Origin of the sequence: Brevibacillus borstelensis (assembly GCF_036700025.1) — a bacterium.
Classification (GTDB): Bacteria; Bacillota; Bacilli; order Brevibacillales; family Brevibacillaceae; genus Brevibacillus; species Brevibacillus borstelensis.
Genome location: NZ_CP144922.1, coordinates 1,224,637 through 1,248,903, shown reverse-complemented (window position 1 = coordinate 1,248,903; position 24,267 = coordinate 1,224,637). Strand labels below are relative to the sequence as shown.

Here is a 24,267-nt window from a genome sequence, read left to right as displayed (position 1 = left end):
ATTGATACCTCCTAAGGTCTCCATACTCTCCCTGATTTTTCAGCGGCAGAATGTGCTTTTTCGTAATCCGTCTTAAACATACCTTCAAATTTTGATTCAAAAATTTCGTGATTAAGTAGTTCAATATCCTTTTGAGTATGTGTACCATTCTGCAACCTCTGCCATGCTTGAGCAATTTCATAATCAGGGTCGAATCGTCCATACCCACTTGATTTTGCATGTTCTTTAATAAATACATGTTCCTTAATCCGTTGAATACGCCACTCCGGTATACCAGTATTCTTCGCAATGGTACTAACATCTGATGTAGAATTTCTTATTGAGTCATACATTTTGATAGCTTCTTCTTCTTGACGAAGCCATTCTTTCAGGGACAGTTCTCTACCACCAGTCTGAATTTCACTCGTCCCCTTGGAAGAAAAATACTGTAAATCAATAGGTAACAAGAATTTTGATCCACTCTGCTCAGCACCACTCTTCACCACAGCCTGCGCCGTTTCCTGCCCGGTAGAATACGCTTTGTTTAGTCCAATCGATCCGCCGGTCACCAGCAGCGCCCCGATGGCCGCAGCAATTACCGCCTTGCGGTAATTCACCTTTTCCCCACGCGCCCGGTCATCCATCACACTGACCGCAAAGCCTTCGCCAGCTCCCGCCGTTTTGCTCCGCAAGACCGTCGTTGCCAAGCTGCGGGAGATCGCACTGCCGATTTGCAGGAAGCCCTGGCTGATTTGTGTGCCTGCTTTTCTCGTGAACCCTGCGACAGCCCGGACAGGTGCCGTCATATTTTTCATCGTCAAAAAATGGTGCATTTCGGTATAAAAAGAGGCTCATTCCTTCTCATTGTTCAAGTTGGAATGCGCCTTTGAAAATTAATCTGCATTTTCTTCCCCGTCTAGATATAGAAAGTATGAATTCACCAGTTGAGTTTAATTTATTTAGGGATTCTATTGCCGATCCAGCAACCTCTATAACATACCAATTTACAGCAATTAGGAAATCCGATTTTTCATTCGATACAAAGTACTCCATACCATATGAGTTTTCCATTAATTCTCCAACCAATTTGGCATCCTTTACTACAACAACTGTATTCCTATCACCACTTTCTTGATCAAAGAAAATGTAAGCAGGTTCACTCTTTAAGTATTTTGAGTATGAAAACTCGTTTCCCTCCAACGGAATAGTCAGAGTTTCTTTCCCAATCGATAAGTGTCCCGTAATTTTAAAAGGAGTAAAAATGTCTATTACTCTGTTAATGTATTGTTTAGAATCTTTCTCATCCAATATAACTACTTCTATACCTAAATTTTTACCAACTTCAGCTAATTCCTGAGTATTTGGTTTAACATTCATAAACTCATCTCCTTGTTGCTGGAACATCATCTATAAAGATATGTCCCCTAATTCTATTAGCGCCTTTTCCGGGTGTTTGATAACCTATGTGAGGTTGATGAGGGCCTTCCCCCAAAGCTCCATTAGGTTTAACATTATTCCATTCTGGTATATCCATGGTTACACTTGCACCTCCAGGTCCTGACCACTCTACAGGCACACTTTTTCCGTTTATATCTTTCCCCCACTTTGTTACTGTAAATTGATCTCTAGAAAGACCTGTACGCTTAAATGCTTCATCAAGTCCATCTTTATAAGTTTTGCCAGACCCACGTAAATCTACATCTTTTTCCGGATCAAACTTCCAGTTATTACCAGTTAAATCTTCCCCCGTCCCTTTAAGCTCCATCCGCAAATCCACAGCTCTTGCCGCCGCAATCTCTTCATCCGTCAAAGTCGTCGGTACGCCATGTTGTCTCAGAAGATCGTAAGGGTCGCCCGTTCCCTCACCTCGCAGCACAGCCTTCAGACTATCCTCAGCCTGCTCAGCACCACTCTTCACCACAGCCTGCGCCGTTTCCTGCCCGGTAGAATACGCTTTGTTTAGTCCAATCGATCCGCCGGTCACCAGCAGCGCCCCGATGGCTGCCGCAATCGTCGCCTTGCGGTAATCCACCTTTTTCCCGCGCGCCCGGTCATCCATCACGCTGACCGCAAAGCCTTCGACAGCCCCCGCCGTTTTGCTCCGCAGGACTGTCGTTGCCAAACTGCGGGAGATCGCACTGCCGATTTGCCGGAAGCCCTGGCTGATTTGTGTGCCCGCTTTTCTCGTGAACCCTGCGACAGCCCGGACAGGTGCCGTCTTTTTCACTGTCTGCATGGATAAAAAACAATGGACAATATAAAAAAGAGGCTTTCCCCCTCATGGTGTAAGTTGGAATAAGCCTTTGAAAGTTTATTAAGTGTTTGGAAGTCTTTATGGTTTGTTAGTCGTATTGTATGATCTACCCTTAGTGATGTTAAGGGCTTGCGTATCTGAGTGTATTCCTTAAATTCTACTCTCATTATTCAAACTATTATCTTGTAGCCATTTCCTGGCTTCTTCACCTACTAGAATTACTGGTTGTTCTGGCGTCCCAATATTGATGCTTTTTATAAACGCCTCTTCTATTCCCCGAATTCCAGTTAATTTAGCTCCTTTTAATAATACTCTTTCAAACGTAGCTAATCTTATATCAGCATTACTTAAAATTGCGCTACGAAAATCCGTCTCATCAAAAAGACCAGCTATTAAATTAGCGTCTGATAAATCAGCTTTAACAAACAGCGTTTCAATACATTCACTATCAGCAAGTCTAGCAGCTTTAATATTGGCATTTGTGAAATTCACATACGAAACATTAGATTTACAGAAATCTGCTCCTTCTAAATTTGCTGATATAAAAGTTGATGAACATAGTAAAGATGATGAGAGATCTTTATGATTTAAATCCATGCCATCAAAGATACAAGCTGTAATATATGCTTGGTCTAGTGGGTACTGGGTTAAATCCATATTTCGCAAATCTATCTCATCCAAACCCAGTTTTTCACCTTGTTCTCCAATAGTTTCAATCCAAAGACGGTGCGATTCTAATTGAACGAGAATTTCTCTTTTATCAGTTGTCATACCTAACCTCCCTTATGGATACCAAATAATCCTATCTGATATTCCAGCTTCCTCTACTGCCCCTTTTAATTGCGCAACATGTTCGGGAATCATGTCACGCGTATCCACAATTACATTATAATTTTTATCCAGTTCTTTATTAATAGCCTTCATTCCGTTACTTACTGTAAATGCCCCTTTCTTAGGTGATGTATGACCATTCGGATAAGATACGAAACTTTTAACATCCCATTTTACATTATTTGTTATATCAATAAATTCTGCCCCACCATTACCTTGTGGATCACGTATAATCTTCCCTAATTTGCCTTGTTGCTCCAACTCGAGTCCTATCTCTCTTTCTTTCAAACCTTGATCCCTAATTTTACCACCATGAGAAGGATCGCCTGCTAAATCGTCAAGTTCCTTCTGAGTTCTTCCTCCGGTATAATTTCCAGCTTCATCATAAAGGCTTACCTTACTACCACCATTATCTGTCCCTTTAAGCTGCATCCGCAAATCCACAGCTCTTGCCGCCGCAATCTCTTCATCCGTCAAAGTCGTCGGTACGCCATGTTGTCTCAGAAGATCGTAAGGGTCACCCGTTCCCTCACCTCGCAGCACAGCCTTCAGACTATCCTCGGCCTGCTCAGCACCACTCTTCACCACAGCCTGCGCCGTTTCCTGCCCGGTAGAATACGCTTTGTTTAGTCCAATCGATCCGCCGGTCACCAGCAGCGCCCCGATGGCCGCAGCAATTACCGCCTTGCGGTAATCCACCTTTTTCCCGCGCGCCCGGTCATCCATCACGCTGACCGCAAAGCCTTCGCCAGCCCCCGCCGTTTTGTTCCGCAGGACTGTCGTTGCCAAGCTGCGGGAGATCGCACTGCCGATTTGCCGGAAGCCCTGGCTGATTTGTGTGCCCGCTTTTCTCGTGAACCCTGCGACAGCCCGGACAGGTGCCGTCTTTTTCACAGTCTGGACGATGGACTGCATTTTGCTGCCCGTCGTCTTCGCTACTGTTCGCAAGCCGCTTCCCACGTTGCTTGCCAGCTTCCCGATGCCTTTCCCCGTATTTCGTCCGAGGCTGGCCACTGCCCGGTACACACTGCTGTTTTTCACGGCATTTCCTGCGCTGCTGGCGGCACTTCTTACATTCTTCGCCACAGACGCTGCGCTCTGGGCCAGGCGCGTTTGCCCGATGCGTGCTGTAACTGCTCTCAGAGCGCCGCCTGCTTGCTTCGCTGTGCTTGCCAGAGCGCTGCGAAGAGCATTCCCCGCCTTGCCTGCTGCGCTCGTTACCGACCGTACCGCATTTCCTGCTTGTGTTCCCAAGCGGGCTGCGGCACGGCCAACCGAGGTTTGCCGCACCCATCTGGCTGCCGCCCCTGCCGCTTGCGCTCCTTTGCCAACGGCGGTCCGGACAGCGCTGGTAGCCCGGCTCGTCAAGGCGGACGCTTTGCCAAGGGCATTTGCCACCGGTTTGAGGCGAGCGACTGCCGTGGCCGCTTTGCCGATTAAAGCGCCAGCACCAAAGCCCGCTGCCGACAGTACGCCGCCAAGCGCCATTTCCCGCAGCAGCTCATCGCCGCGCATGCCAAAGGCGTACCCGATCACACCGGATATCCCTTCGCCGACCAGGATCGAGACGCCAAACGGCAGCAGCGGCGGAAAGAACACGCCGCCCACGGTGAGGGCGACACCTGCTGTCGTGACCAACACGACCTCCCAGTGGTCCGCAACCCATTTTCCTGCATCGACGACCGCGTCAACGACGGTAGTCGCGACGTCTTTCACAGTATCTACGACGGTGTCAATAGCGTCCTTTACTGTTTCCTTTACGCTGTCCACGGTGGACTCCCAAAGCTCCAAGCCTTTGTCGAGCGCTTCGGAGGCTCCGCCGATCAGCCAGTCCCAAAAGCCTGGCTTGCCCTCTTTTGCTTTCAGTTCGTCGCCTTTCCCATCGGGGTCGCCGCTTTTTGGGTCAAGATCGCTGGCTGTAGGATCAAAAGGAGCGCGGGTGTTTTCATGGGCTGGAGTACCGTGCTCCGGGTCTCCGCCTTTGCCTCGGTCATCTCCACCTTTGCCTAGGTCGTCTCCACCTTTGCCCAGGTTGTCTCCACCTTTGCCCAGGTTGTCTCCACCTTTGCCCCGGTCGTCTCCGCCTCTGCCCAGGTTGTCTCCGCCTTTGCCCCGGTCGTCTCCGCCTCTGCCTAGGTCATCCCCATCCCCGCGCAAATGGCCCGGTATCCGCCCGTCCCACATTCCTTCCGCATATGTCGCGTACATGATCCTGAATCTCATCAGCTCGTCGGGAGGTGCCCCAGCTCTTGCTGTTCCGCCCGAAATCGCATCATTTCGCTCATCTGCGCGCAGCATGTTTGGCTTTGGCTTGTCTGCCGCATACGTGGCCAGCGGCAGACAAAGAATCATTGCCAGAATCAATAACAAATAGTGCTTCCGAATCACCAGTGCTCCTCCTTATTTCTCCGGACATTCCTTTTTCTGCAATCGTTTCTTTTCCATATGGTAGTATTTGGATGAAAAGGCCACATGCAGCAAAAGTATGAAAATCCAGTGGGTACAACGGAGCAAGAGGAGGGCTCTTATGCCTGCGAAACAGGAAAAAGGCCGGAGTTAACAATCAATTAATCATTTTCTCTTTGTGATTAATGGAAGGTAATTTGGAACGCCTGAAGTGCTGGCCACTTCTTTGATACCACTTTCAAGACAGGAGGCGCTCCTGTGAAGACGATCCTGATAAAAAGATTTTTCACAAGTCGGAAAATATAGAATCCGACTCCTCCTCCGTGTTATGATAAACGCCAAAGTCACACAGCGGGAGGTTCGTATGGAGAATTATTCTTTATTTATTCTGATGTCCATTCTGCTGATCATCCTTCCCGGACCAGACACAGGACTGATTACGCAAAATACACTGGCGGCAGGAAAACAGGGGGGCATGAAAACCGTTCTGGGAAGTGCCGGGGGGCTGATGATCCATACGCTCGCAGTTACTCTCGGGCTTTCCTCCATCCTGGTCAAGTCAGCGTTTCTGTTTTCCATCTTCAAATACGTCGGGGCCATCTATCTGATCTATTTGGGGATTACCTCCCTGTGGTCGCTGCGAAGAAAAGCGACTGGCGGGGATGAGACAAGCGAAAATGCCTACAAGCACAAATCTCACTTTTTTCAAGGCTTTCTCACCAATGTGCTGAATCCGAAGGTCGCCGTCTTTTTTCTGACGTTCCTGCCCCAATTTGTCAAGCCGGGTACCGGCGCCTTTTGGCAATTTCTCGCCATGGGACTTACCTATACGGTCCTGACAGTCATCTGGTTCTTCTTTTATATCCATTTCATCAACTGGATTCGGGCCTGGATGAAAAAACCGTCGACACAGCGCGTGATTCAGGGGATGACAGGCGTGGCTCTGCTCGGATTCGGCGTCAAGCTTGCCTTGGAGAAACAGCCGTAAACCGCTGGGGCAAGTTGACATTCGGTAACTGTCATGTCAGAAACGAAGTGAAACGGCAGGCTTTCCAGCATACAGCCGTCCAAGGGAAAGCTGGTTGCTGGTTGCTTGTTTCCTGTCTCCTGCTTCCTGATCCCACCCCAGTCTTTTGCCGTAAAAGAAATGCAGATGGTTCGACCGCAAGCCAAGCTTTTCCAACAAATGTAAACGCCCTTCCTGTCAGGAAGGGCGAAATAGCAAGCTCCCTTCCTTCCTGGAATGGGAGCTTCTCTGTATCTGCGAAAATATAAGCTCACGGATGGAGCGCTTTCTCGCCTTATCCTTTGAGGCCGTTACGGGAAAACAATCGTCTTGTTGCCATACACCAGTACACGGTCCTCCAGATGCCAGCCGACGGCACGCGCCAGCACGGTCCGCTCTACCTGACGCCCCAACTGCTTGAGCGTTTCCACATCCTCCTGATGCGTCACTCTCTGCACATCCTGCTCGATGATCGGGCCTGCGTCCAGCTCCTCCGTCACGTAGTGGGCTGTCGCTCCGATCAGCTTAACGCCACGGCGGTACGCCTGTTCATAAGGCTTGGCTCCGACGAATGCAGGCAGGAACGAATGGTGAATGTTGATGATTTGCATCGGGTACTCCTGCAAGAAGCGCGGGGACAAAATCTGCATGTAGCGAGCCAGCACCAGAAGGTCGACATTGTCCGGCACAGCGGCCAACTGGGCTTCCTCCGCCTCGGCCTTGCGATCCTTGAGGACGGGAATGTGCCGATATGGAATGCCAAAGGACTCCACCGTCTCTTTCATGTCTGGATGGTTGCTGATGACGACCTCGATGTCGGCATGCAGGGCACCCGACTTCCACAGCCAGAGCAATTCGAGCAAACAGTGGTCTTCCTTGGAAACGAAGATGGCCATTTTTTTGCGTCGGTTGGCCTCGACCAGCGACCATTCCATCGAAAAGCTTTCCGCGACCGGGCGGAACGACTCCTTGATCGCTTCATAGCGCTCGGCCAGATTGACGACGTCGAATTCGATGCGCATGAAAAAGCGGCCTGTTTCCGGGTCGGTCGTGTACTGGTCGGACTGAACGATATTGGCTCCCTGTTCGAACAGGAAATGGGATACAGCGGCGACGATCCCGGCGCGATCGGGGCAGGAAATCAGCATGCGGGCCCGATCCTTGTTCTTTTGCCGGTACGCCAGCCATTCTCTCTCTGACAAAAGATGCATGGTTCTACTCCTCCAACTTTGCTTGAAAATGTTTTTGACATTATATCATGTCCGACATTGATGCTCCGAGCGAACTTTTTTGATTGGCATGTAATAAAGAAGGCTTTGCTCAAACCTTAGTGGAGGAGATGAAAAAGGAGAAAACTGCTCAGGATGCTGTTTGAAGAAGTAACAAACCTATTTGAAAAACCTCCCGTTCCCGCTTGTTTGAAAGAGGAATTCCAAATAGCTGAAGCGAACATCTTTTACAAAAATTTTACCGAAGAGGAGAAGCAAAATGCCGCAACCGCTGTTAAAAGGGATTGAAGGTGTATTTATTCCGGTCAAAAACCCTGGATTATCTGCCAAGTGGTACGAAGAAAAATTGGGCTTCAAACTTCTTTATGTGGAAGCGGAAGCGGCTGTTTTGAAGATTTCAGATGAGTCAAAAACGGTCGTATGCCTTGTAAAAACGGTACAACACCAGCCGATGGAGTTTCCCGAAAATAACTTCGGCGCAGGCAAATACTACAACTTTATTTCGGATGACATTGAAAAAACTCACCAGCTTTTGATTGAGCAGGGAGTGAAAGTCAATTCGATTGGCGGTGAAGGGGCTACCCGATTTTTTACTTTTTACGACCCGGACGGAAATCCTTTAGGGGTTTGCCGATAGCTGAAAAAACAAAGTGCTTAACCAGTGTGTTTTTCAACTACCTTCTCAAGATGAACGCTCGCTCGTTTTCGGCTGCTTCATGAAGGAAGAGTCCGCCTCTATGACCGGCAAATGATTGAATTTTACAAAGGAGAAATGAAAGAGCCCCAGGACTTTCTTGGTCCCGGAGCCTTTATCCACCTAAGTTCTTTTCAATCCTGAATCCTGCCTCAGATTGATTTCCATCTGATAAGTCACGCATAGTATGGTGAGATTACCCAGATTTCTTTTAAACATCAGATCCTCTGATCTTTCTCCTGTCCTTCGACCCGCTATACTCCCCCCTGCCCTTCCTCCTCCGTAAAACAGCGCGAACGAGTGAGGAACCTGACGCCGTGAGGAGCTTCCAGAGAAAAGCCGCTGCCCCTGCCGACTACGACGTCGATGATAAGCTGCGTGTGCTTCCAGTATTCGTACTGCGCTGCTCCGATGTAGAACGGACAGCCGCCGATTTCCCCGAGGAGCACGTCTTGATCGCCCACCCGGAACTCCCCTTGGGGATAGCACATCGGAGCGCTGCCATCGCAGCAGCCGCCTGACTGGTGAAACATGAGCGGGCCATGCTGCTCTCGGAGCTTGTCGATCCAGACCAGCGCTTCCGGAGTCGCTACTACCTTTTGGACCATCACTTTGCCCTCCGTATGATGACTTCTCTCACCAATTAGAAAAATCCGAGTGCATTCGGGCTGTAGCTGACCAGCAGGTTTTTCGTTTGCTGATAGTGGCCGAGCATCATCTTGTGCGTTTCACGGCCGATGCCTGACTGTTTGTATCCGCCAAAGGCCGCGTGGGCCGGGTAGGCGTGATAGCAGTTGGTCCAGACACGGCCCGCCTGGATTCCGCGTCCGAGCCGGTAAGCCGTGTTGATGTCACGCGTCCAGACGCCTGCGCCGAGGCCGTAGAGCGTGTCGTTGGCGATCGCCAGCGCTTCGTCAAAATCTGCAAAGGAAGTGACCGACACGACTGGTCCAAAGATTTCCTCCTGGAAAATGCGCATGCTGTTGTTCCCGGCGAAGATCGTCGGCTTCACATAGTATCCGTCCGCCAGATCGCCCGGCAGCACATTTCGCTCGCCCCCGGTGAGCACCTCTGCCCCTTCCTGCTTGCCGATATCGATGTAGGAAAGAATTTTCTCTAGCTGATCGCTGGACGCTTGGGCCCCGATCATCGTCTCCGTATCCAGCGGGTTGCCTTGTTTGATTTGTTTGGTCCGCTCGACGGCTCTCTCGATGAACTCCCCGTAAAAGCTTTGCTGTACCAAGGCGCGGGACGGGCAGGTGCACACTTCGCCCTGATTGAGGGCGAACATCGTGAAGCCTTCCAGGGCTTTGTCGGCAAAAGCATCCTGCTGGTCAAAGACATCTTTGAAAAAGATATTCGGAGACTTGCCGCCCAGCTCCAGCGTCACGGGAATGATGTTCTCGGAAGCGTACTGCATGATCAGACGCCCTGTCGTGGTTTCCCCGGTAAAGGCGATCTTGGCGATTCTCTTGTTGGTGGCGAGCGGCTTCCCTGCCTCGATGCCGAAGCCGTTGACCACGTTGACCACGCCGGGCGGCAGCAGGTCCCCGATGAGCTCCATCAGCACCATGATGCTGGCGGGTGTCTGCTCTGCCGGCTTCAGGACGACGCAGTTGCCTGCCGCCAGCGCCGGAGCCAGCTTCCACGTCGCCATCAAGAGCGGGAAATTCCAGGGGATGATCTGCCCCACCACGCCCAGCGGTTCATGGAAATGGTAGGCGACCGTGTCATTGTCGATTTGGCTGATGGTTCCCTCCTGGGCCCGAACGACACCGGCAAAATAGCGGAAATGGTCGATGGCAAGCGGCAGGTCGGCATTGAGCGTCTCGCGAATCGGCTTGCCGTTGTCCCACGTCTCCGCCACGGCCAGCATCTCCAGATTTGCCTCCATCCGGTCTGCGATCCGGTTTAAAATAAGGGCTCGCTCTGCGACAGACGTACTGCCCCACGCTGTCTTTGCAGCATGGGCAGCGTCCAGGGCCTTTTCAATGTCTTCCGCCCGGGACCGGGCTACCTCGCAGAACACCTTTCCATTGACCGGGGAAACGTTTTCAAAATACTCCTCCTGTACAGGAGCTACCCACTCGCCGCCAATATAGTTTTCATAGCGCGTGCGAAACGTTACTTTGCTGGCGGGTTGTCCCGGCTGTGTGTAGATCATCCTCAAAATCCCTCCCATAAATTACCCGCTTACTCCATCGTCAGAACGACGCGTCCGTTGATCTGTCCTTTTACCATCCGGTCAAACACTTCGTTGATCTTGTCGAGCGGCTGTGTCTCGATAATGGCCTTCACTTTTCCGCGGGCGGCGAATTCAAGCGCCTCCTGCATATCCTTGCGCGTGCCGACAATCGACCCTTTTACCGAAACGCCGTTCAATACGGTGTCAAAGATCGGGATCGGCAACTCGTCATTGGGCAGACCGACGACGACGACTGAGCCCCCGCGCCGAACGGAACGGTACGCCTGTTCAAAAGCCTTTTTGGTAACGGCAACACTGATCGCTGCATGCGCGCCGCCGATCTCTTCGGAAATCGCCTGAACCGGATCGACCTTGGCCCCGTTCACCGTGACATCGGCTCCCAGTTCTTTGGCCAGCTCCAGCTTCTCATCGTGGATGTCTACCGCCGCCACGTTGTAGCCCATCGCCTTGGCGTACTGGAGCGCCAAATGTCCCAGTCCTCCAATGCCGTAAATCGCCACCCACTCGCCCGGCTTTACATTTGCTACCTTGAGCGCCTTGTATGTCGTGACGCCGGCGCAAAGGATCGGAGCTGCATCCACATCGCTGATTCCGTCCGGGATTTTGGCTACATAGGCTGCCGGAGCCTTGCAGTACTCCGCATAGCCGCCGTCCACCGAGTATCCGCCGTTCTGCTGTTTCTGGCACAGCGTTTCCCAGCCGGTCAGGCAATAGTCGCACTCGCCGCAGGCAGAGTACAGCCAGGGGATGCCCACACGGTCTCCCACCTTCAAGGAGGCGACTCCCTCTCCCACTTTTTCGACGACCCCGACGCCTTCGTGACCGGGAATGACCGGAAGCTTCGGCTTGACGGGCCAGTCCCCGTGAGCTGCGTGCAGATCCGTATGGCAGACGCCGCATGCTTTGATCCTTACCAGCACCTCCCCTGGACCAATTTCTGGAACAGGCACTTCCTTCACTTCCAATTTCTCGTGAAACTGATTGACGACTGCTGCTTTCATGAAGAATCCCTCCTTGAAAATTGAGTGGGTCACTCTGGAGTTTTCTTCATGCAACCAACATGCCAGTTCTAAATAATACCAATTTTCAGGAAAAATATGCAGGTTCGGCCAAAATTTTGGCACCCGGGACAAAATAACGGCCCATCAGCCGACGATTTGTCCTTGGAAACGATTTCAGGCATATATTACAATGAAAACGAGAACAGCTAATTTGGAAATAAAGGGGTGTTCAGATGCAAATATCCAAGTTCGCCACTCCGGAAATCATTTTTGGCAACCAGTCGATCAGCCAGATCGGGGAAAGCTTGAGCCGCTTGGGCGCCAGAAAGGTCTTTCTCGTCAGCGACCCGGGAGTCCTTGATGCCGGATGGGCAGAGCAGGCCATCAAGCATATAAAAGAGAGCAACCTGGATTACCACCTCTGGACCCATGTGACCCCCAATCCGAAAGACTACGAGGTTCACGCCGGTGCCGCGGAATACCGTGCCCACGAATGCAACGCCATCGTCGGCGTCGGCGGAGGCAGCGCGATGGATGCAGCCAAAGCAATCGCCCTGCTCGGCACCAACGACGGAAGCATTCTTCAATACGAAGGCGTGGACAAAATCGAACGGCCTCTGCCGCCCATGGTGATGCTTCCGACCACAGCCGGTTCCGGCTCTGAGGTTTCGCAATTTTCAATCATCGTCGACTCTGCCCGCAAGGTGAAAATGGCGATCATCTCCAAGTCGCTGATTCCCGACATCGCGATCATCGATCCACAGACGCTGATGACAAAGGACGGCCGGCTGACTGCCAACACCGGCATCGATGCCCTGACCCATGCTATCGAATCTTACATTTCGCTGGCCGCCACGCCGCTAACCGAAGTGCTCTCTCTTTCCGCGATGCGGATCATCTCCCAAAACCTGCGGCCTTCTGTTGCCAGCCAATACAATCTCGAAGCCAAGCAAGCGATGGCGATGGCCAGTCTGCAAGCCGGCATCGCCTTTTCCAACGCCATTTTAGGGGCCGTTCACGCCATGTCGCATCAGCTCGGAGGCCTGCTGGATACTCCACACGGCGAGGTGAACGCGATTCTGCTTCCCTACGTGCTGGAATACAATTACATTGCCGCTCCGGAAAAATACCGCAAGATGGCGGAAGCGATGGGTGAAAACGTCGCCGGACTCAGCCTCCACGATGCTTCGCGGCTGATGATGAAAGCCGTTACCAATCTCACCGGCGACCTGCAGATCCCTGTCACTTTGTCCGAATTGGGCCTGCAGCCCGAGCATATCGAGCTATTGAGCCGCAACGCCGTTCAGGACGTATGCATGGCCACCAATCCCCGCGACATGAGCGCAGAAGACGTCAAGGCCCTGTTCCAAAAAGCCATGTAGGAGGACGTATGCATCACAAAAGGGAAATCCTCGAAAAGCTGACCGGCGTGGAATCGTCGCGCAAAACGTACTATAAGGAGCTCAACCTCGTCGTCGATGAGATGAAAAAGAAAAACCGACAGCTGGAGGTTATGAATCGCCTGACCAAAATCCAGGTAGACGCCGACTGGACGGAAGTCAGTCTCTATTTGGCCGAGCAGCTTTCCCGGCTGATCCCGTTCGATCAGTTCATCCTTACCCTGGTCGAGCGAGCGATGATGTTTTCCCACATCGCACAGCGCGAGCAGGATGACTGGCACTGCCGTACAGTTACGCGTCCGCTTCAGCAAAAAACACCTGTCAGCACCGAACAGTTGAACGCCCTGCTTCAAACGGAGCATCCGGACTGCCATGTGACATCGGTTGCGCTGCAAAGCAGGCTGCAGCGCGTATTCGGCTTTCTCACGCTGCTGCACGATACACCTGTCGAAAATGATTCCGAGCACCTTGTCCTGTTCCAGCAAATCGCCGAGCACGTCGGCGTTTCCGTGGAAAACATGATTTTGTTCAAAGATGTGAGCGAGAAAGTGAAAATCGAAGCACAGCTTGTTCAATCGGCGAAAATGGCAGCAATCGGCGAGATGGCAGCGGGCGTGGCTCACGAGTTGAACAGCCCGTTGACGGCGATTCTCGGCAACATTCAGCTCCTGATGAGGGAAATCAAGACAGAGCCGTATTCGCAAATGATGAACGATATATATCAATGCGGTGTCCGTTCCAAGAAGATCATCCAAAATCTGCTGACCTTCTCCAGGCAGGAGGAATATCCCTTCGAGCGGCTGAACATGAACGATCTGGTCGAGGATGTTCTCGGCTTGATCGGCTACCAGCTTACCGTCTCCGGGGTGACCATCGCCAAAAAACGGTCGGACAAGCCGCTGCTTTTCCGGGGCAGCCGGCACCAGATCGAACAGATCATCATCAATCTCTTGCTCAATGCCCGCGACGCCCTTCAAGGTGTGCCGTCACCGACGATCACCATCGAAACCTTCCAAACCTTTTTGCCAGAAGGCCCATTTGTCGGCTTATCCGTTCACGACAACGGCGTCGGCATTGAAAAAGAGCATCTTCCGCAAATCTTTCATCCCTTTTTTACGACCAAGGAGCAAGCCAAGGGAACGGGACTCGGCCTGTCGGTCAGTCTGGGCATTGCCGAGTCCCACGACGGCAAGCTGATGGCCCAAAGCGAGGCGGGCAAGTTCAGCTGCTTCACCTTGCTGCTGCCAACTACAGCTCATGAGGAGAATGACGGTGAATAGGAAAAACGTACTCATCATCGATGACGAAGTGGAAGTGACTTCCTTCTTTACGTATTTTCTCAAGGCGAAAAACTGCCATGTGACCGTCGCCCATTCTGGAAAAGAAGTGGAGCTTTTGCTCGCAGACAACGCTTCCGCCGGGTATCAGTTGGCGCTGATTGATTTGAAGCTGCCCGATGCCAATGGACTGGAGCTGCTGACGGCCATCAAGAACCGGTTTCCCGCGTGCGAAGCCATGGTCATGACCGGCTACAGCACGATCAAATCCGCTGTCACCGCCATGCAGCTCGGTGCCAGAGACTACCTGGAAAAGCCTTTTGACGACCTGGACAGCCTGGAGACGGCCATCTTTTCCGTCCTGGAGAAAAGCACCGAGCGCTATGATCGGCTGGCCCAGACAGCCCGCCACTACGGCATGGTTTACGCACCGGCAAGCCCCATGGTGAAAGTATTGTCCCTCGCCGAGAAGCTGGCCAAAAAGGCAATCAATATCCTGATCGAGGGCGAGACCGGCACCGGCAAGGAGCTGATGGCCCGCTTTCTCCACGGTACAAGCACGCGGTCATCCTTCCCCTTCGTCGGCATAAACTGCGGCGCGATCCCGGAAACGCTGCTGGAGAGCGAATTGTTCGGCCATGAAAAAGGGGCCTTTACAGGAGCCGTAAAGGCGCGGAAAGGCTTTTTTGAGCTGGCCCATAATGGCACCCTGTTCCTCGATGAGATCGGAGAGGCTCCCCTGTCCATTCAGGTCAAGCTGCTGCGCGTCATCGAGACGGGCGAGTTCATGCGCATCGGCGGGGAGCAGACGTTGAAGAGCAACATCCGGTTCATCTCGGCGACGAACCGAAGTCTGGAGCAGGAAGTGGAAAAGAACGGGTATCGCGCCGATTTGCTGTACCGGCTGGAGGGGGTAAAGCTGTCCATCCCGCCGCTGCGGGAGCGGCCCGATGATATACCGTTCATCGTCCAGGACTATCTGGAAAAGAAATTTGGCGGCACACGCCGGGTCGATGCGGAAGCGATGGCCCTGCTTACAGCCTATCACTGGCCGGGAAATGTGCGGCAGCTGCTCAACGTAATGAACCAAACCGCTGCCATACACGATTGCTCGGTTTTGCTGCCGGAACACCTGCCCGCAAATATCGTCGAAAGCTCGCCTCGTTCCCTCGCAAATACAAACGGACCGCTTGCTGTCCACCGTTTTGTGGAGCAGGAAGCGATCCGCTTTGTCGAGAGCGTCGTCGACCGGATTGGGTCGGTAGACGAGATTCATTTTGAGCAGCTAATGGAACGAATTCGCAGGCTGGAGACAGAGATCGGCCGTCACATCATCCTGAAAGGCCTTAAAGAGACGGACGGAAACAGGCAGCTGCTCAGCGAAAAGCTGGGCATTTCCAAGCGTACGCTCCGCTACATCCTCAATGAAAAAGAGTAAGGAACATACTGTCATGGACGGTTGGCGATACCGTACAACAGAATATCCACCGTGGCTGCGACCTGTTCCTCGTCCGTGCGCTTGGCAAACTCGTCCGGATCGGTCACATGCTTGAACAGCACCAAACCAATCAGGGAGGAGAGGATCGCCCGGAACACGGCATCAGACGGGAGCGGCCGCAGCTCGCCTGCCTCCGTCCGATCCTTGATCAACTGGGCGGCAAGCCGCTTGATTTCCTGAAAGACCGTAGACAAAAGCGTCTCGCGAATCTCGTCGTGGAAAAACGCCTCCTGCAGCAAAATGCGGACATGCTTCTCGTTGGCCGCCACCAGGCTCAAGCGGTTTTGGTACAGCTCCTGAAGAATTTCGCCGAACGAAAGCTCTTTTTGTCTGTTGAAAATCTCCCGCACATCACGGAGGATAAACGGGGTGGCAATTTTGACGAGGACAGGCGCCACGACAGCCAGCAAAATGTCCTTCTTGGATTTGTAGTGGCGGAAAATGGTCCCTTCCGCCACGCCCGCCTCCTTGGCGATCTCCGCTGTCGAGCTTGCATGAAAGCCTTTGGTCGCAAACAGCTTGATCGACGCCTGCATGATGCTGCGCTGCTTTTCCGTCATTTCGCTCTCGTCCTTCAGCTCCTCGACGAACTGCAACAGACTCTCTTCAAACGATTTACCAGAATCCACGGCCTCGCTCCTCCATCCTTCTCTATCATTGCACTCGTGCATCTACTCTATTTTTTTGCGGAAACGAAGAATGGCTACACTGATCATCAGCAGGAAAAAGACAACCATTCCGATCATATCCTTCCACAGGGCTTCCAAACCGACGCCCTTGAGAAAGATCCCCCGCAGAATTTCCAGAAAATACGTCAGCGGGACAATCCCGCCTAACCATTGTATCACGACTGGCATCGTCTCGCGCGGAAACATGAAGCCGGACAGCAGGACGCTGGGCAGAATGAAGGCAAAGGCGATCTGCATGGCCTGAAGCTGAGTGCGGGCCACGGTGGAGATGAAGATGCCGAGCGTCAGCGTAGTGACGAGAAACAGCACTGACAGAGAAACCAGGAGTGCAGCGCTGCCTTTTACCGGGACGCCAAACCAGGCGGTACCGAGCAACAGCACCAGGCAAAACGAGAAAAATCCGATGAAGACGTAAGGCGTAATCTTGCCGAGCAAAAGCTCCAACGGACGGATCGGCGTGACGATCAATTGCTCCATCGTTCCCCGCTCTTTTTCCCTCACCAGGGAAAACGCGGTCAGGATCATCGTTACGTTCTGCATGATAAGGCCGATCAGGCCGGGGATGTTGAAGACGATGCTCTCCATGTTGGGATTGAACAGGACGCGGGTGTCCAGCTCAACGGCTGGCTCCATCGGGCCGAGGCCCTGCTTTTGCATGCGCTCCTCCTGTATCGTGATCGCGTTGTTCTGGACGATCAGTTGGGCATTCGAAGAAGCCGTCCGGGCGATGTTCGGGTCGGAGCCGTCGATCAGCATTTGCACCTCTGCCATTTCCCCCCGATCGCGCTTTCGGGCGTAATCCGGCGGGATGACGAGCGCTACACTGGCACTCCCGTCGTCCAGCATGGCTTCGATCTCGCTGTAGCTGCCCGCATGCGCCACTACCTGAAAGACGCGGGTGTTTTCCAACTGGCTGACAAGCTCACGGCTGTAGGCGGAAGGGCTCTGATCCCAGACTGCCGTCTTGATGTCACTGACGTCCGTGTTGACCGCATACCCGAACAAAAACAGCATCATCAGCGGCATCGCCAGCGCAATGGCGAGACTGGGGCGGTCCCGCTTTACTTGAATGATCTCCTTTTTCACTACGGACCAGTAGCGTGCAGGTGAAAAGCGGCTCATCTCCCCTCCCCCTTTACCGGCACGAGGACGTCTCCTGTTCCCCCGCCGCCGCCCTTTTGCCCAGCCGCCTGCCGCGCTTCTTCCTCTTTTACCAGCTTGATAAACACGTCCTCCAGATTGTCTGCCCCGTGGTGCTCAATGAGCTCGGACGGCGATCCCTGAACGAGCAAGTTGCCGAAAAAAATGAATCCGATCCAGTCGCAAGTCTGCGCCTCATCCATATAGTGGGTCGTCACCAGGATGGTCATTCCCTGTCTCGCCAGGTCGTGAATGACCTCCCAAAAAATGCGGCGGGAAACAGGGTCGACCCCTGCGGTCGGTTCGTCGAGGATCAACAATTCAGGACGGTGCAAAAGGGCGCAGGAGAGCGCCAGCCGTTGTTTCCACCCTCCGGAAAGAGAGCCGGCCAGCTGTTTTTCCCGCCCGGTCAGACCGGCCATTTCAATCAGCTCCCTCTTCCGCTGGATGCGTTCCGCTTTGCCGAGCTGGTACACACCGGCGTAAAAGTCAAGATTTTCATCTACGCTCAAATCTTCATACAGACTAAACTTTTGCGACATGTAGCCAATTCGTTGTTTGATCGCTTCGCTTTGCGTCATCACATCGTAGCCGAGAACAGTGCCACGCCCCGAGGTCGGCGTCAAAAGTCCGCAGAGCATCCGTATCGTCGTCGATTTCCCGGAGCCGTTCGGGCCGAGAAAGCCGTAAATGGAGCCTTTGGGCACGGAAAGCGTCAAGCTGTTGACCGCGATGCGCTCCTGGAATCGCTTGGTCAGCCGCTCGCAGCTGATCGCGACGTCATTTGGCTGATTGTCGTGCATTTGCTTGTCGGCCTCTCTCCTTTTCATCGCGCTTCCCCCTCTGCGAGAAAGCGGACATCGGCAGGCATGCCGGGCCTCAGCTTATCCAGGCCCTCGGTGATCCGAATCGTGACAGCAAACACCAGCTTGGTCCGCTCATCCGGGGTTTGTACGTTTTTCGGCGTGAATTCCGCTTTGTCGGCGATAGTCTGAATCTGGCCCGCAAACACTTCGTCCGGGTACGCATCCACTCGTATTTCCACCTTTTCCCCGATCTTCACCCGGGCTAATTCCGCTTCCGGGATGTATACCTTCAGCTTCAGATGATCGGTTTTCATCATGGTAAAAAGCGTCGCCCCTTGCTTGGCTACCTCCCCTTCCACTACGGAGGATCTGAGCAGAATGCCGTCAGCAGGCGCTTTGATTACGGTCTTTTCCATCTGCCATTTCGCCTGGTCAAGACGGGCGTCCGCCTGCTGTACCGCGGCCAGCAATGCCCGGATTGAATGGCTCGTGCTTCCCTCCTTTAAAAGCTCCAGATCAGCGACAGCTCCCTTTCTCTGTGCCTCTGCCGTCCCTTTTTGCGCGAGGGCTGCCGCAATGTCCTGCTGAACGGAATCATACCGGGAACGCGCTGCCTCCAACTGTGCCGCCAGCTGATTTGCCTGGGTCTGGGCCTGGTTGACCGCTTCCTGGGCGGCTTCATACTCCTTTTTGGCAATCGCCCCCCGCTGAAACAAGGCAACTGCTTCCTTCAAGCGATTTTCCTGAAAGGCCAGCGTTCTTTTGGCACCTTCCCACTGCATTTCGACCTGGGCAACCTGATCCTTGCTTTGGGCCAGAGCCGCCTGGGCCTGCTTGGCGCGCGCTTCCTGAAGAACAATTGTGGCATCCGCTTGCTGAACGAGGGCAATTCCTTTTTGGATGGACGGATTGCGGCTTCCCGCTTTGGCTTCATCCAATTTGGCCTGCGCCTGCGCTTTGGCCGCCTCGGCTTCGTTTACTGCCGCCTCATAATTTCGCTTGTCAATCTCCGCCAGCACCGAGCCACTGTGAACAACGTCTCCTTCCCCGACCTTGACGCTTTGAACAAGCCCGGCCGCTTCTGCTACGATCGGCACCTCCTCCGCTTCAATCGTTCCGGAAAGCGGCCGTTCATCCGGTTGAAACAGCGAGCAGCCGGATAAAAAGAGAAGCGATACAGCGAGCAAAGAAAACGGCATTGTGCGAAACATCGGATCACCTCATTTTTAATAGTGAGTACTCACTCATTTTTAGGCGAATAAAAAAACATCCTGTCCACCAAAGACAATGGCTGCCTGCTCGGTACGTCCGTTTGTGGTGAAAAAGATGCATGAAATTCCTTGCAAACCAAAAGCGAGTGATTACTCACTTGTTTATACTCGCATTATAGGAGCATCTCCTCTCTTCTGTAAAGACCTATTTCCAAGGATTTGGATAGTCAAACCATTCTCTTTGTCCGGCGCTGTATTTTTCCAGCAGGGCAGCCGCAGTCCTGCAGGCAAACTGATGCTCCTCCTCATCGATGGCCCCTTTCTTCAAGGCATCCTCCAGTTCGTCCTCATCCAGCAAATACACTTCGCCGTTCGGCAGCACCACGATATCGAGATACAGGTCGTCGTAATACAAATATCCTTGCTCATCCTTTCCGTGCCGCTTGCAAATATCGATATACCATTGGATCGTTCTTCCCTGGGCATCCAGCATTTTGGTCACAGCGTAGCCGCAGCCGTCCGGGAAATACTGCAGGTAGCAATACCCCTTGTCGCCTACACACATACGCTTTCCGCCCACCGTCATAAATGCCGGCTCATGCACCTGATCCAGTGTCAAGCGGACAGCATAGCCCGTGAACTCCGCAGATTCCACCCGTTTCTCCAGGTAGCCCAGCTTTTTTACCCGCCGCCAGTTGGGCCGATCGGCTCTTTTTCGTTTCATCCTGCATTCTCCTTTTCCCTAGTTTCCACGTTCACTGTAACATGTTTTCCCTGTTCCTGTAAAAAAGCAAGCCGGCATACAAAAAAAACCGGCCATATCCTGACCGGCTGCAAATGCTCTCTCTTTTATGGTTGAATGAGTGTCCCTGTTTTTGCATCAATGGCAAGCGGCTTCTCGTTCCGCATGGGGTATGGATAAACCAGTTGCATACCTGTGTCTGTTTTCCCCTGGTCATTTGTGCGATAAGCCAGCTCTGGCTTCACCTTCTCCGCGAACACCTTCATGGCCTCCTCCAGCGAAATAACATCCTTTGCGTTTGGCAACTGGGGGAGTGCTTCTCCGAATGGACCAGCCATGCCCGCGATTGTTCCACTGGTTCTGTCTACATATACGTCAAAGCTGTGATTGATCACCGGAATCCCCTGATGCACCCAGGAGAACCGGTACAGCGTTTGTTGTCCGTCCTGCACCTGACTGATCATTTCTATCTCTTCCACGCCGGCAGGCAGATAACGGGCCAGCCTTTCTATCGCGATCCGCCGGGCTTCCTCCACTCCGATTTCTTGATTCCCTGCCTTCGCAGCAGCGTTTCTGGTCGTGAACGAAAGAACATTTCCCTTTTTGTCCATGCGGATTCTCGCGGATTTTCCTCCGTCCCACTCCCAAAGGTATTCGAAGGTTGAACCATTGATCATTCTGACAGGCTTACTTCCATTCTTTATCTTTACTCCGAACTCATCTCGCAGCAGCCCGGAAGCCGCATCGACGTCTAATGCCCGGAGCGGTTTTGCTTCAGGCTGTACGCGGATGGTTTCCGCTGCCTGGCTTCCATGTGCCGCTACTTTTCCGCTAAGGGCGTCCACATAGCTGATTTGCAGCGGCTGATACCGCAAGACAGGCTTTTCGCCTTTGGCATAGACGAGTCGCAGCGTAGTCGCCAGCTTTTGTGCGGCCTCTGCCTGATCGATCATTGGCTTCTGAGCGGAGCCGGAAGAAAATGAATGTTGCTCGCTTGGATAGATTTCCATCCCGACTACTTCCGACCCTTTGTCTATTTTCACAACCAAACTGCTTTCCTCTGCGGGAATTCCCTCTACGACGCGACTGAAAGCGACGATCCCCTCTGCCAACCGGGAGCGGGCAGGGTTGAAACGGTATTGCCTGCTCTCTTGCCCCAGCTTTTCCTGCAAATATCTCTCCGCTTGCCTCTGAAGCCCGCTCGTGCTGACCGACTTCTGGTCCGCTGCCGACAAACCGTCTCCCGTAACTGCTGCCGATCGTTCTGCGGACTGTTCTTCGCTGTGGACGGTTCTTTCGCGCTGCGCCCGGGCTTCTCCGGCTTCTTCTGTTTCCCCTGCTTCCTCTATACCGAGCTTCTGTCCTGTTCCCTGCCCATTTGCCGTCTGCGGCAAAACCAAGCTTTTCTCCCCATCAGAAGAAAGCTCTCCGTTTGTTGAATACGGGGGGACAACCGGGGAGCGGAAAATGCCCGGGACTTGTACGGGTGCCGAAGCTGCGTAGGCGCTTTCCTCCCTTTGTCCGTGATCTGCTGTGGAGGGAAGATTCGCTTTTTCTGTAACTGCTCCCTGCATCCACACGCCGATCAAAATGGCGGCAGAAGTGCCAAGCGAGTAGGTCATTACTCTGGTGATCCTCTCTGTCCGTTTCATCTTTCTCGCCTGCCGGGCCAGCATTTCCTCCCCATATCGGACCCACTCTTCCCGCGGAGCCGGCACCGTCGCCCGGTACCTGCGAAGAGATTTTTCGATCTGTTCTTCATCTGGCAAACTCACTGATCACCCCTCCTTCTTCTCCGCCCATATATTTTTGCAGCATTTTCAGCGCCCGGTGATAGTCGACCCTGACCTTTGCCTCCGAGATGTGCAAAAGCTCGGCTGTTTCTTTGATCGAATACTCTTTGATGCCTCTGACGATCACGATTACCCTGTAGTGCGGCTTCAGCTTTTGCAGCGCTTCTTTTACCATCCGCATCTCTTCCTTTGCCGCAAGCGATTCTTCCGGAAGCCCGTCCTGGGACCTCATGTCATCCAGCAGGGTGGCGGAAAACAGACGGAGCCACTTTTGCTTCCGGTATTGGTCTATGGCGGCATGCCTTGCGATGGAAAACAGCCAGGTTCTCATCGAGACGCGTCCGTCATAGCGAGGCAGAGCTTTCAAGAGGCGCGTAAACACCTCCTGGGTCATATCCTCTGCATCCTCCCGGCGCCCGGTAAAGTAATACAGGAACGTATAAACATCCTCGTAATAGGTCTTGTAGATCGTTCGAATGCGCTGCTCGAGATCGTCCGTCACCGCTTCCCCTCCTTCTCCTCTGCGTGGTCGGATGTTTGCCAGCCATTCCAGGTTGTATATTTGCCAGCCATTTAAAAGAAGCCTTGCGCTTCCTCAAAATTACTCTTTCCAGGAGAGCACTTTGCCCGTAACCGCGTCAACTCTTTGCCCGCGGACGACGTCTGCTGCCTTGTACACAAGCCTTGCTTGCTGATCCGTTTCTCCGAGCGTATATACAAGCGTCAACGGAAATTCCTTCACGTAATGAGCTGCCGCTTCCGCCGGATCAATCGCTTGATCAGCCTTCGGGAAATTCACTTGCTTTCGGACACTGAGCGATGTTTTGATGACTTTTCCTGTTTCCGCATCGACGTTCACTTCGTATCGCCATTCCCGTACCGGAATTCCCTCGTGCAACAGGGCAAATTCTGCGCGATAGGTGTTGCCGTGTTTCATGTAGCGCGGGCTTTCCAGCAGCATGACTTCCTTTTCGCTCGCGGGCAGATACGTTTCGATCTCCTTGATTGCCGTTTGCAGGGCTTGCTCCGCTGTGATCTTTTTCTCTTTGCTTCCTCCGGCAATGACATGTGCCGTATTTTCGTAGGAAAGAAGGCTGTTGGTCTTGGTATCGATGACGACAGTAGCGATCCGTTCCTCGTCTTTCGTCCATTCGATGGTCTTTCGATTGAATTTTTCCATTATGTCCTCGCTTGCGACGGCTCCCTCTGTCTGAATGCCCCGCTTTGCCAGGAAAGCGGCGGCTTCTGCAGCATTTTTTGCGACAGGAGCCTCGCCCTTGGGCTGGACCTGAATGATCTTGTGATAGCTGTTCTCTCCTGTGTCCTTCCCTGTCTTGGCATCCAGCTCACCAGAGAAAGCGAAGGTGTAGCGGAGAGCTGCACTGCCCTCCTTCGTTTCGTACTGCAAACGCAGGTATTGTGCCAGCTCCTTTTCGGCCTGGTCCTTCGTTATCACTCCCTCGGGCTTCGGAAATACATATTTGTCCCGGGAAAGCGCCAGAGAAGCCATAACGGTCTTGCCGACAATTTCACCGCTGCTGTCCACATCGATCATGACACTGTCATTTTGCAAGGGGATTCCATTCACACCCCGGGAAAAAACGATCGAGTCCGCAGAGGCAGTCAAGCTCGGATTGTACTGATAGTCGCCCATGCCTTCTCCGTACCACTTCTTCATAAAAGCTGTCGCCTTTTCAATGGCTTTGTCCAGCGAATATGTGGAAGGAGGAGTCGTCCCTCCGTTCATCCGGTGAAATCCCTTCCACTCTCCCGTACTTCCGTCCACGTACAAGGAAATTCGGGGAAATGGCGTTTCCTTGGATTGCTGCAAGACGACCACCACCTGGCCACCCTCTCCCGGCTCGACTACTTTATAGGGGTATTGATCAAGATAAGGGAGCATTTTTTTCGCTTGCTCCAGCGCTTTGTCCGCCTGCTCCATGAGCGCCGGCACTACCTGTACCTGGACGGTTTTACCAGCCGCAGGCAATGGCTGATTTGCCGATACCTGCAGCGGGGCGGCAACTGCAAGACTGGCCAACAGGGCAACGAACGCGTAGCTTTTTGTTTTCACAATGATTTCCTCCTCTTCCATTCTCCATCAT

At 52.9% G+C, this 24,267-nt stretch carries 23 protein-coding genes; 6 read left to right on the top strand and 17 right to left on the bottom strand.

Annotated elements, in window-relative coordinates; translation table 11 throughout:
- Window positions 1–11: 11 nt before the first annotated feature.
- The 5 genes from V5G20_RS05745 to V5G20_RS05725 all read right to left on the bottom strand — a co-directional run bounded on the left by V5G20_RS05745 (window position 12) and on the right by V5G20_RS05725 (window position 5,452).
- Entirely contained in the window at window positions 12–794 is a 783-nt protein-coding gene (locus V5G20_RS05745) for a hypothetical protein (protein ID WP_157211861.1), read from the bottom strand.
- Window positions 795–840: 46 nt separating this feature from the next.
- Complete coding sequence (locus V5G20_RS05740) at window positions 841–1,356, bottom strand: hypothetical protein (RefSeq protein ID WP_338463265.1); 516 nt, start codon at window positions 1,354–1,356, stop codon at window positions 841–843.
- A gap of 4 nt (window positions 1,357–1,360) precedes the next feature.
- A complete protein-coding gene (locus V5G20_RS05735; protein WP_338463264.1) occupies window positions 1,361–2,215 on the bottom strand; it encodes a polymorphic toxin type 47 domain-containing protein in 855 nt (284 codons plus the stop codon).
- 168 nt (window positions 2,216–2,383) lie between these two features.
- Window positions 2,384–3,004 (bottom strand): pentapeptide repeat-containing protein, encoded by a 621-nt coding sequence (locus V5G20_RS05730; RefSeq protein WP_122957766.1) that lies wholly within the window; start codon window positions 3,002–3,004, stop codon window positions 2,384–2,386.
- 12 nt (window positions 3,005–3,016) lie between these two features.
- Entirely contained in the window at window positions 3,017–5,452 is a 2,436-nt protein-coding gene (locus V5G20_RS05725; RefSeq protein WP_338463263.1) for a hypothetical protein, read from the bottom strand.
- Between the two features lie 382 nt (window positions 5,453–5,834).
- Here V5G20_RS05725 and V5G20_RS05720 point away from each other — a divergent pair, with 382 nt between their 5' ends.
- A complete protein-coding gene (locus V5G20_RS05720) occupies window positions 5,835–6,458 on the top strand; it encodes a LysE family translocator (protein ID WP_024983577.1) in 624 nt (207 codons plus the stop codon).
- Between the two features lie 329 nt (window positions 6,459–6,787).
- On the opposite strand, the gene purU is transcribed toward V5G20_RS05720, so the two are convergent.
- Complete coding sequence (gene purU, locus V5G20_RS05715) at window positions 6,788–7,687, bottom strand: formyltetrahydrofolate deformylase (protein WP_003391707.1); 900 nt, start codon at window positions 7,685–7,687, stop codon at window positions 6,788–6,790.
- 153 nt (window positions 7,688–7,840) lie between these two features.
- Between purU and V5G20_RS05710 the strand changes: the two genes are divergently transcribed.
- Both V5G20_RS05710 and V5G20_RS05705 read left to right on the top strand, forming a co-directional pair.
- The gene (locus tag V5G20_RS05710; protein ID WP_155807957.1) at window positions 7,841–7,993 is read left to right on the top strand and encodes a hypothetical protein; all 153 of its coding nucleotides are present in this window, start codon (window positions 7,841–7,843) and stop codon (window positions 7,991–7,993) included.
- Window positions 7,965–8,342, top strand: coding sequence for a VOC family protein (locus V5G20_RS05705; protein ID WP_172920678.1), 378 nt, complete (start codon window positions 7,965–7,967; stop codon window positions 8,340–8,342). The genes V5G20_RS05710 and V5G20_RS05705 overlap by 29 nt, the downstream gene beginning before the upstream one ends.
- Window positions 8,343–8,653: 311 nt before the next feature.
- Here the strand turns inward: V5G20_RS05705 and V5G20_RS05700 are convergent, their stop codons facing one another.
- Genes V5G20_RS05700 through adhP form a run of 3 tightly spaced genes read right to left on the bottom strand, consistent with a single transcriptional unit; the run spans window position 8,654 to window position 11,606 of the window.
- Window positions 8,654–9,007, bottom strand: coding sequence for a DUF779 domain-containing protein (locus V5G20_RS05700; protein ID WP_122958197.1), 354 nt, complete (start codon window positions 9,005–9,007; stop codon window positions 8,654–8,656).
- Between the two features lie 35 nt (window positions 9,008–9,042).
- The gene (adh, locus tag V5G20_RS05695) at window positions 9,043–10,563 is read right to left on the bottom strand and encodes an aldehyde dehydrogenase (RefSeq protein WP_003391710.1); all 1,521 of its coding nucleotides are present in this window, start codon (window positions 10,561–10,563) and stop codon (window positions 9,043–9,045) included.
- 29 nt (window positions 10,564–10,592) lie between these two features.
- The gene (gene adhP / locus V5G20_RS05690; RefSeq protein ID WP_003391711.1) at window positions 10,593–11,606 is read right to left on the bottom strand and encodes an alcohol dehydrogenase AdhP; all 1,014 of its coding nucleotides are present in this window, start codon (window positions 11,604–11,606) and stop codon (window positions 10,593–10,595) included.
- Window positions 11,607–11,839: 233 nt separating this feature from the next.
- On the opposite strand from adhP, the gene V5G20_RS05685 reads away from it, so the two are divergent.
- The 3 genes from V5G20_RS05685 to V5G20_RS05675 are packed head-to-tail and all read left to right on the top strand — an operon-like array spanning window position 11,840 to window position 15,721.
- A complete protein-coding gene (locus V5G20_RS05685; protein ID WP_024983579.1) occupies window positions 11,840–12,988 on the top strand; it encodes an iron-containing alcohol dehydrogenase in 1,149 nt (382 codons plus the stop codon).
- Between the two features lie 8 nt (window positions 12,989–12,996).
- A complete protein-coding gene (locus tag V5G20_RS05680; protein WP_311068066.1) occupies window positions 12,997–14,286 on the top strand; it encodes an ATP-binding protein in 1,290 nt (429 codons plus the stop codon).
- The gene (locus tag V5G20_RS05675) at window positions 14,279–15,721 is read left to right on the top strand and encodes a sigma-54 dependent transcriptional regulator (protein WP_338463262.1); all 1,443 of its coding nucleotides are present in this window, start codon (window positions 14,279–14,281) and stop codon (window positions 15,719–15,721) included. The genes V5G20_RS05680 and V5G20_RS05675 overlap by 8 nt, the downstream gene beginning before the upstream one ends.
- 11 nt (window positions 15,722–15,732) lie before the next feature.
- On the opposite strand, the gene V5G20_RS05670 is transcribed toward V5G20_RS05675, so the two are convergent.
- The 8 genes from V5G20_RS05670 to V5G20_RS05635 form a co-directional block, all read right to left on the bottom strand.
- Entirely contained in the window at window positions 15,733–16,410 is a 678-nt protein-coding gene (locus V5G20_RS05670; RefSeq protein ID WP_003391715.1) for a TetR/AcrR family transcriptional regulator, read from the bottom strand.
- A gap of 42 nt (window positions 16,411–16,452) precedes the next feature.
- Window positions 16,453–17,592, bottom strand: coding sequence for an ABC transporter permease (locus V5G20_RS05665; RefSeq protein ID WP_171505786.1), 1,140 nt, complete (start codon window positions 17,590–17,592; stop codon window positions 16,453–16,455).
- On the bottom strand, window positions 17,589–18,440 hold the full coding sequence (locus V5G20_RS05660; protein ID WP_003391717.1) for an ABC transporter ATP-binding protein: 852 nt from the start codon (window positions 18,438–18,440) through the stop codon (window positions 17,589–17,591). Before V5G20_RS05660 ends, V5G20_RS05665 begins: the two co-directional genes overlap by 4 nt.
- Window positions 18,437–19,627: an HlyD family secretion protein gene (locus V5G20_RS05655; protein WP_122958198.1), complete on the bottom strand. Its 1,191-nt coding sequence runs from the start codon at window positions 19,625–19,627 to the stop codon at window positions 18,437–18,439. The genes V5G20_RS05660 and V5G20_RS05655 overlap by 4 nt, the downstream gene beginning before the upstream one ends.
- 205 nt (window positions 19,628–19,832) lie before the next feature.
- Window positions 19,833–20,351 carry a DUF402 domain-containing protein gene (locus tag V5G20_RS05650; RefSeq protein WP_122958199.1) on the bottom strand — a complete coding sequence of 173 codons (519 nt, stop codon included), beginning with the start codon at window positions 20,349–20,351 and terminating at the stop codon, window positions 19,833–19,835.
- A 125-nt stretch (window positions 20,352–20,476) separates the two neighbouring features.
- Window positions 20,477–22,144, bottom strand: a complete 1,668-nt coding sequence (locus V5G20_RS05645) for a YcdB/YcdC domain-containing protein (protein ID WP_172920675.1) — start codon at window positions 22,142–22,144, stop codon at window positions 20,477–20,479.
- Window positions 22,128–22,664 (bottom strand): RNA polymerase sigma factor, encoded by a 537-nt coding sequence (locus tag V5G20_RS05640; protein WP_003391727.1) that lies wholly within the window; start codon window positions 22,662–22,664, stop codon window positions 22,128–22,130. The genes V5G20_RS05645 and V5G20_RS05640 overlap by 17 nt, the downstream gene beginning before the upstream one ends.
- A gap of 99 nt (window positions 22,665–22,763) precedes the next feature.
- Window positions 22,764–24,236 carry a PepSY domain-containing protein gene (locus tag V5G20_RS05635; protein ID WP_035990349.1) on the bottom strand — a complete coding sequence of 491 codons (1,473 nt, stop codon included), beginning with the start codon at window positions 24,234–24,236 and terminating at the stop codon, window positions 22,764–22,766.
- Window positions 24,237–24,267 lie beyond the last annotated feature (31 nt).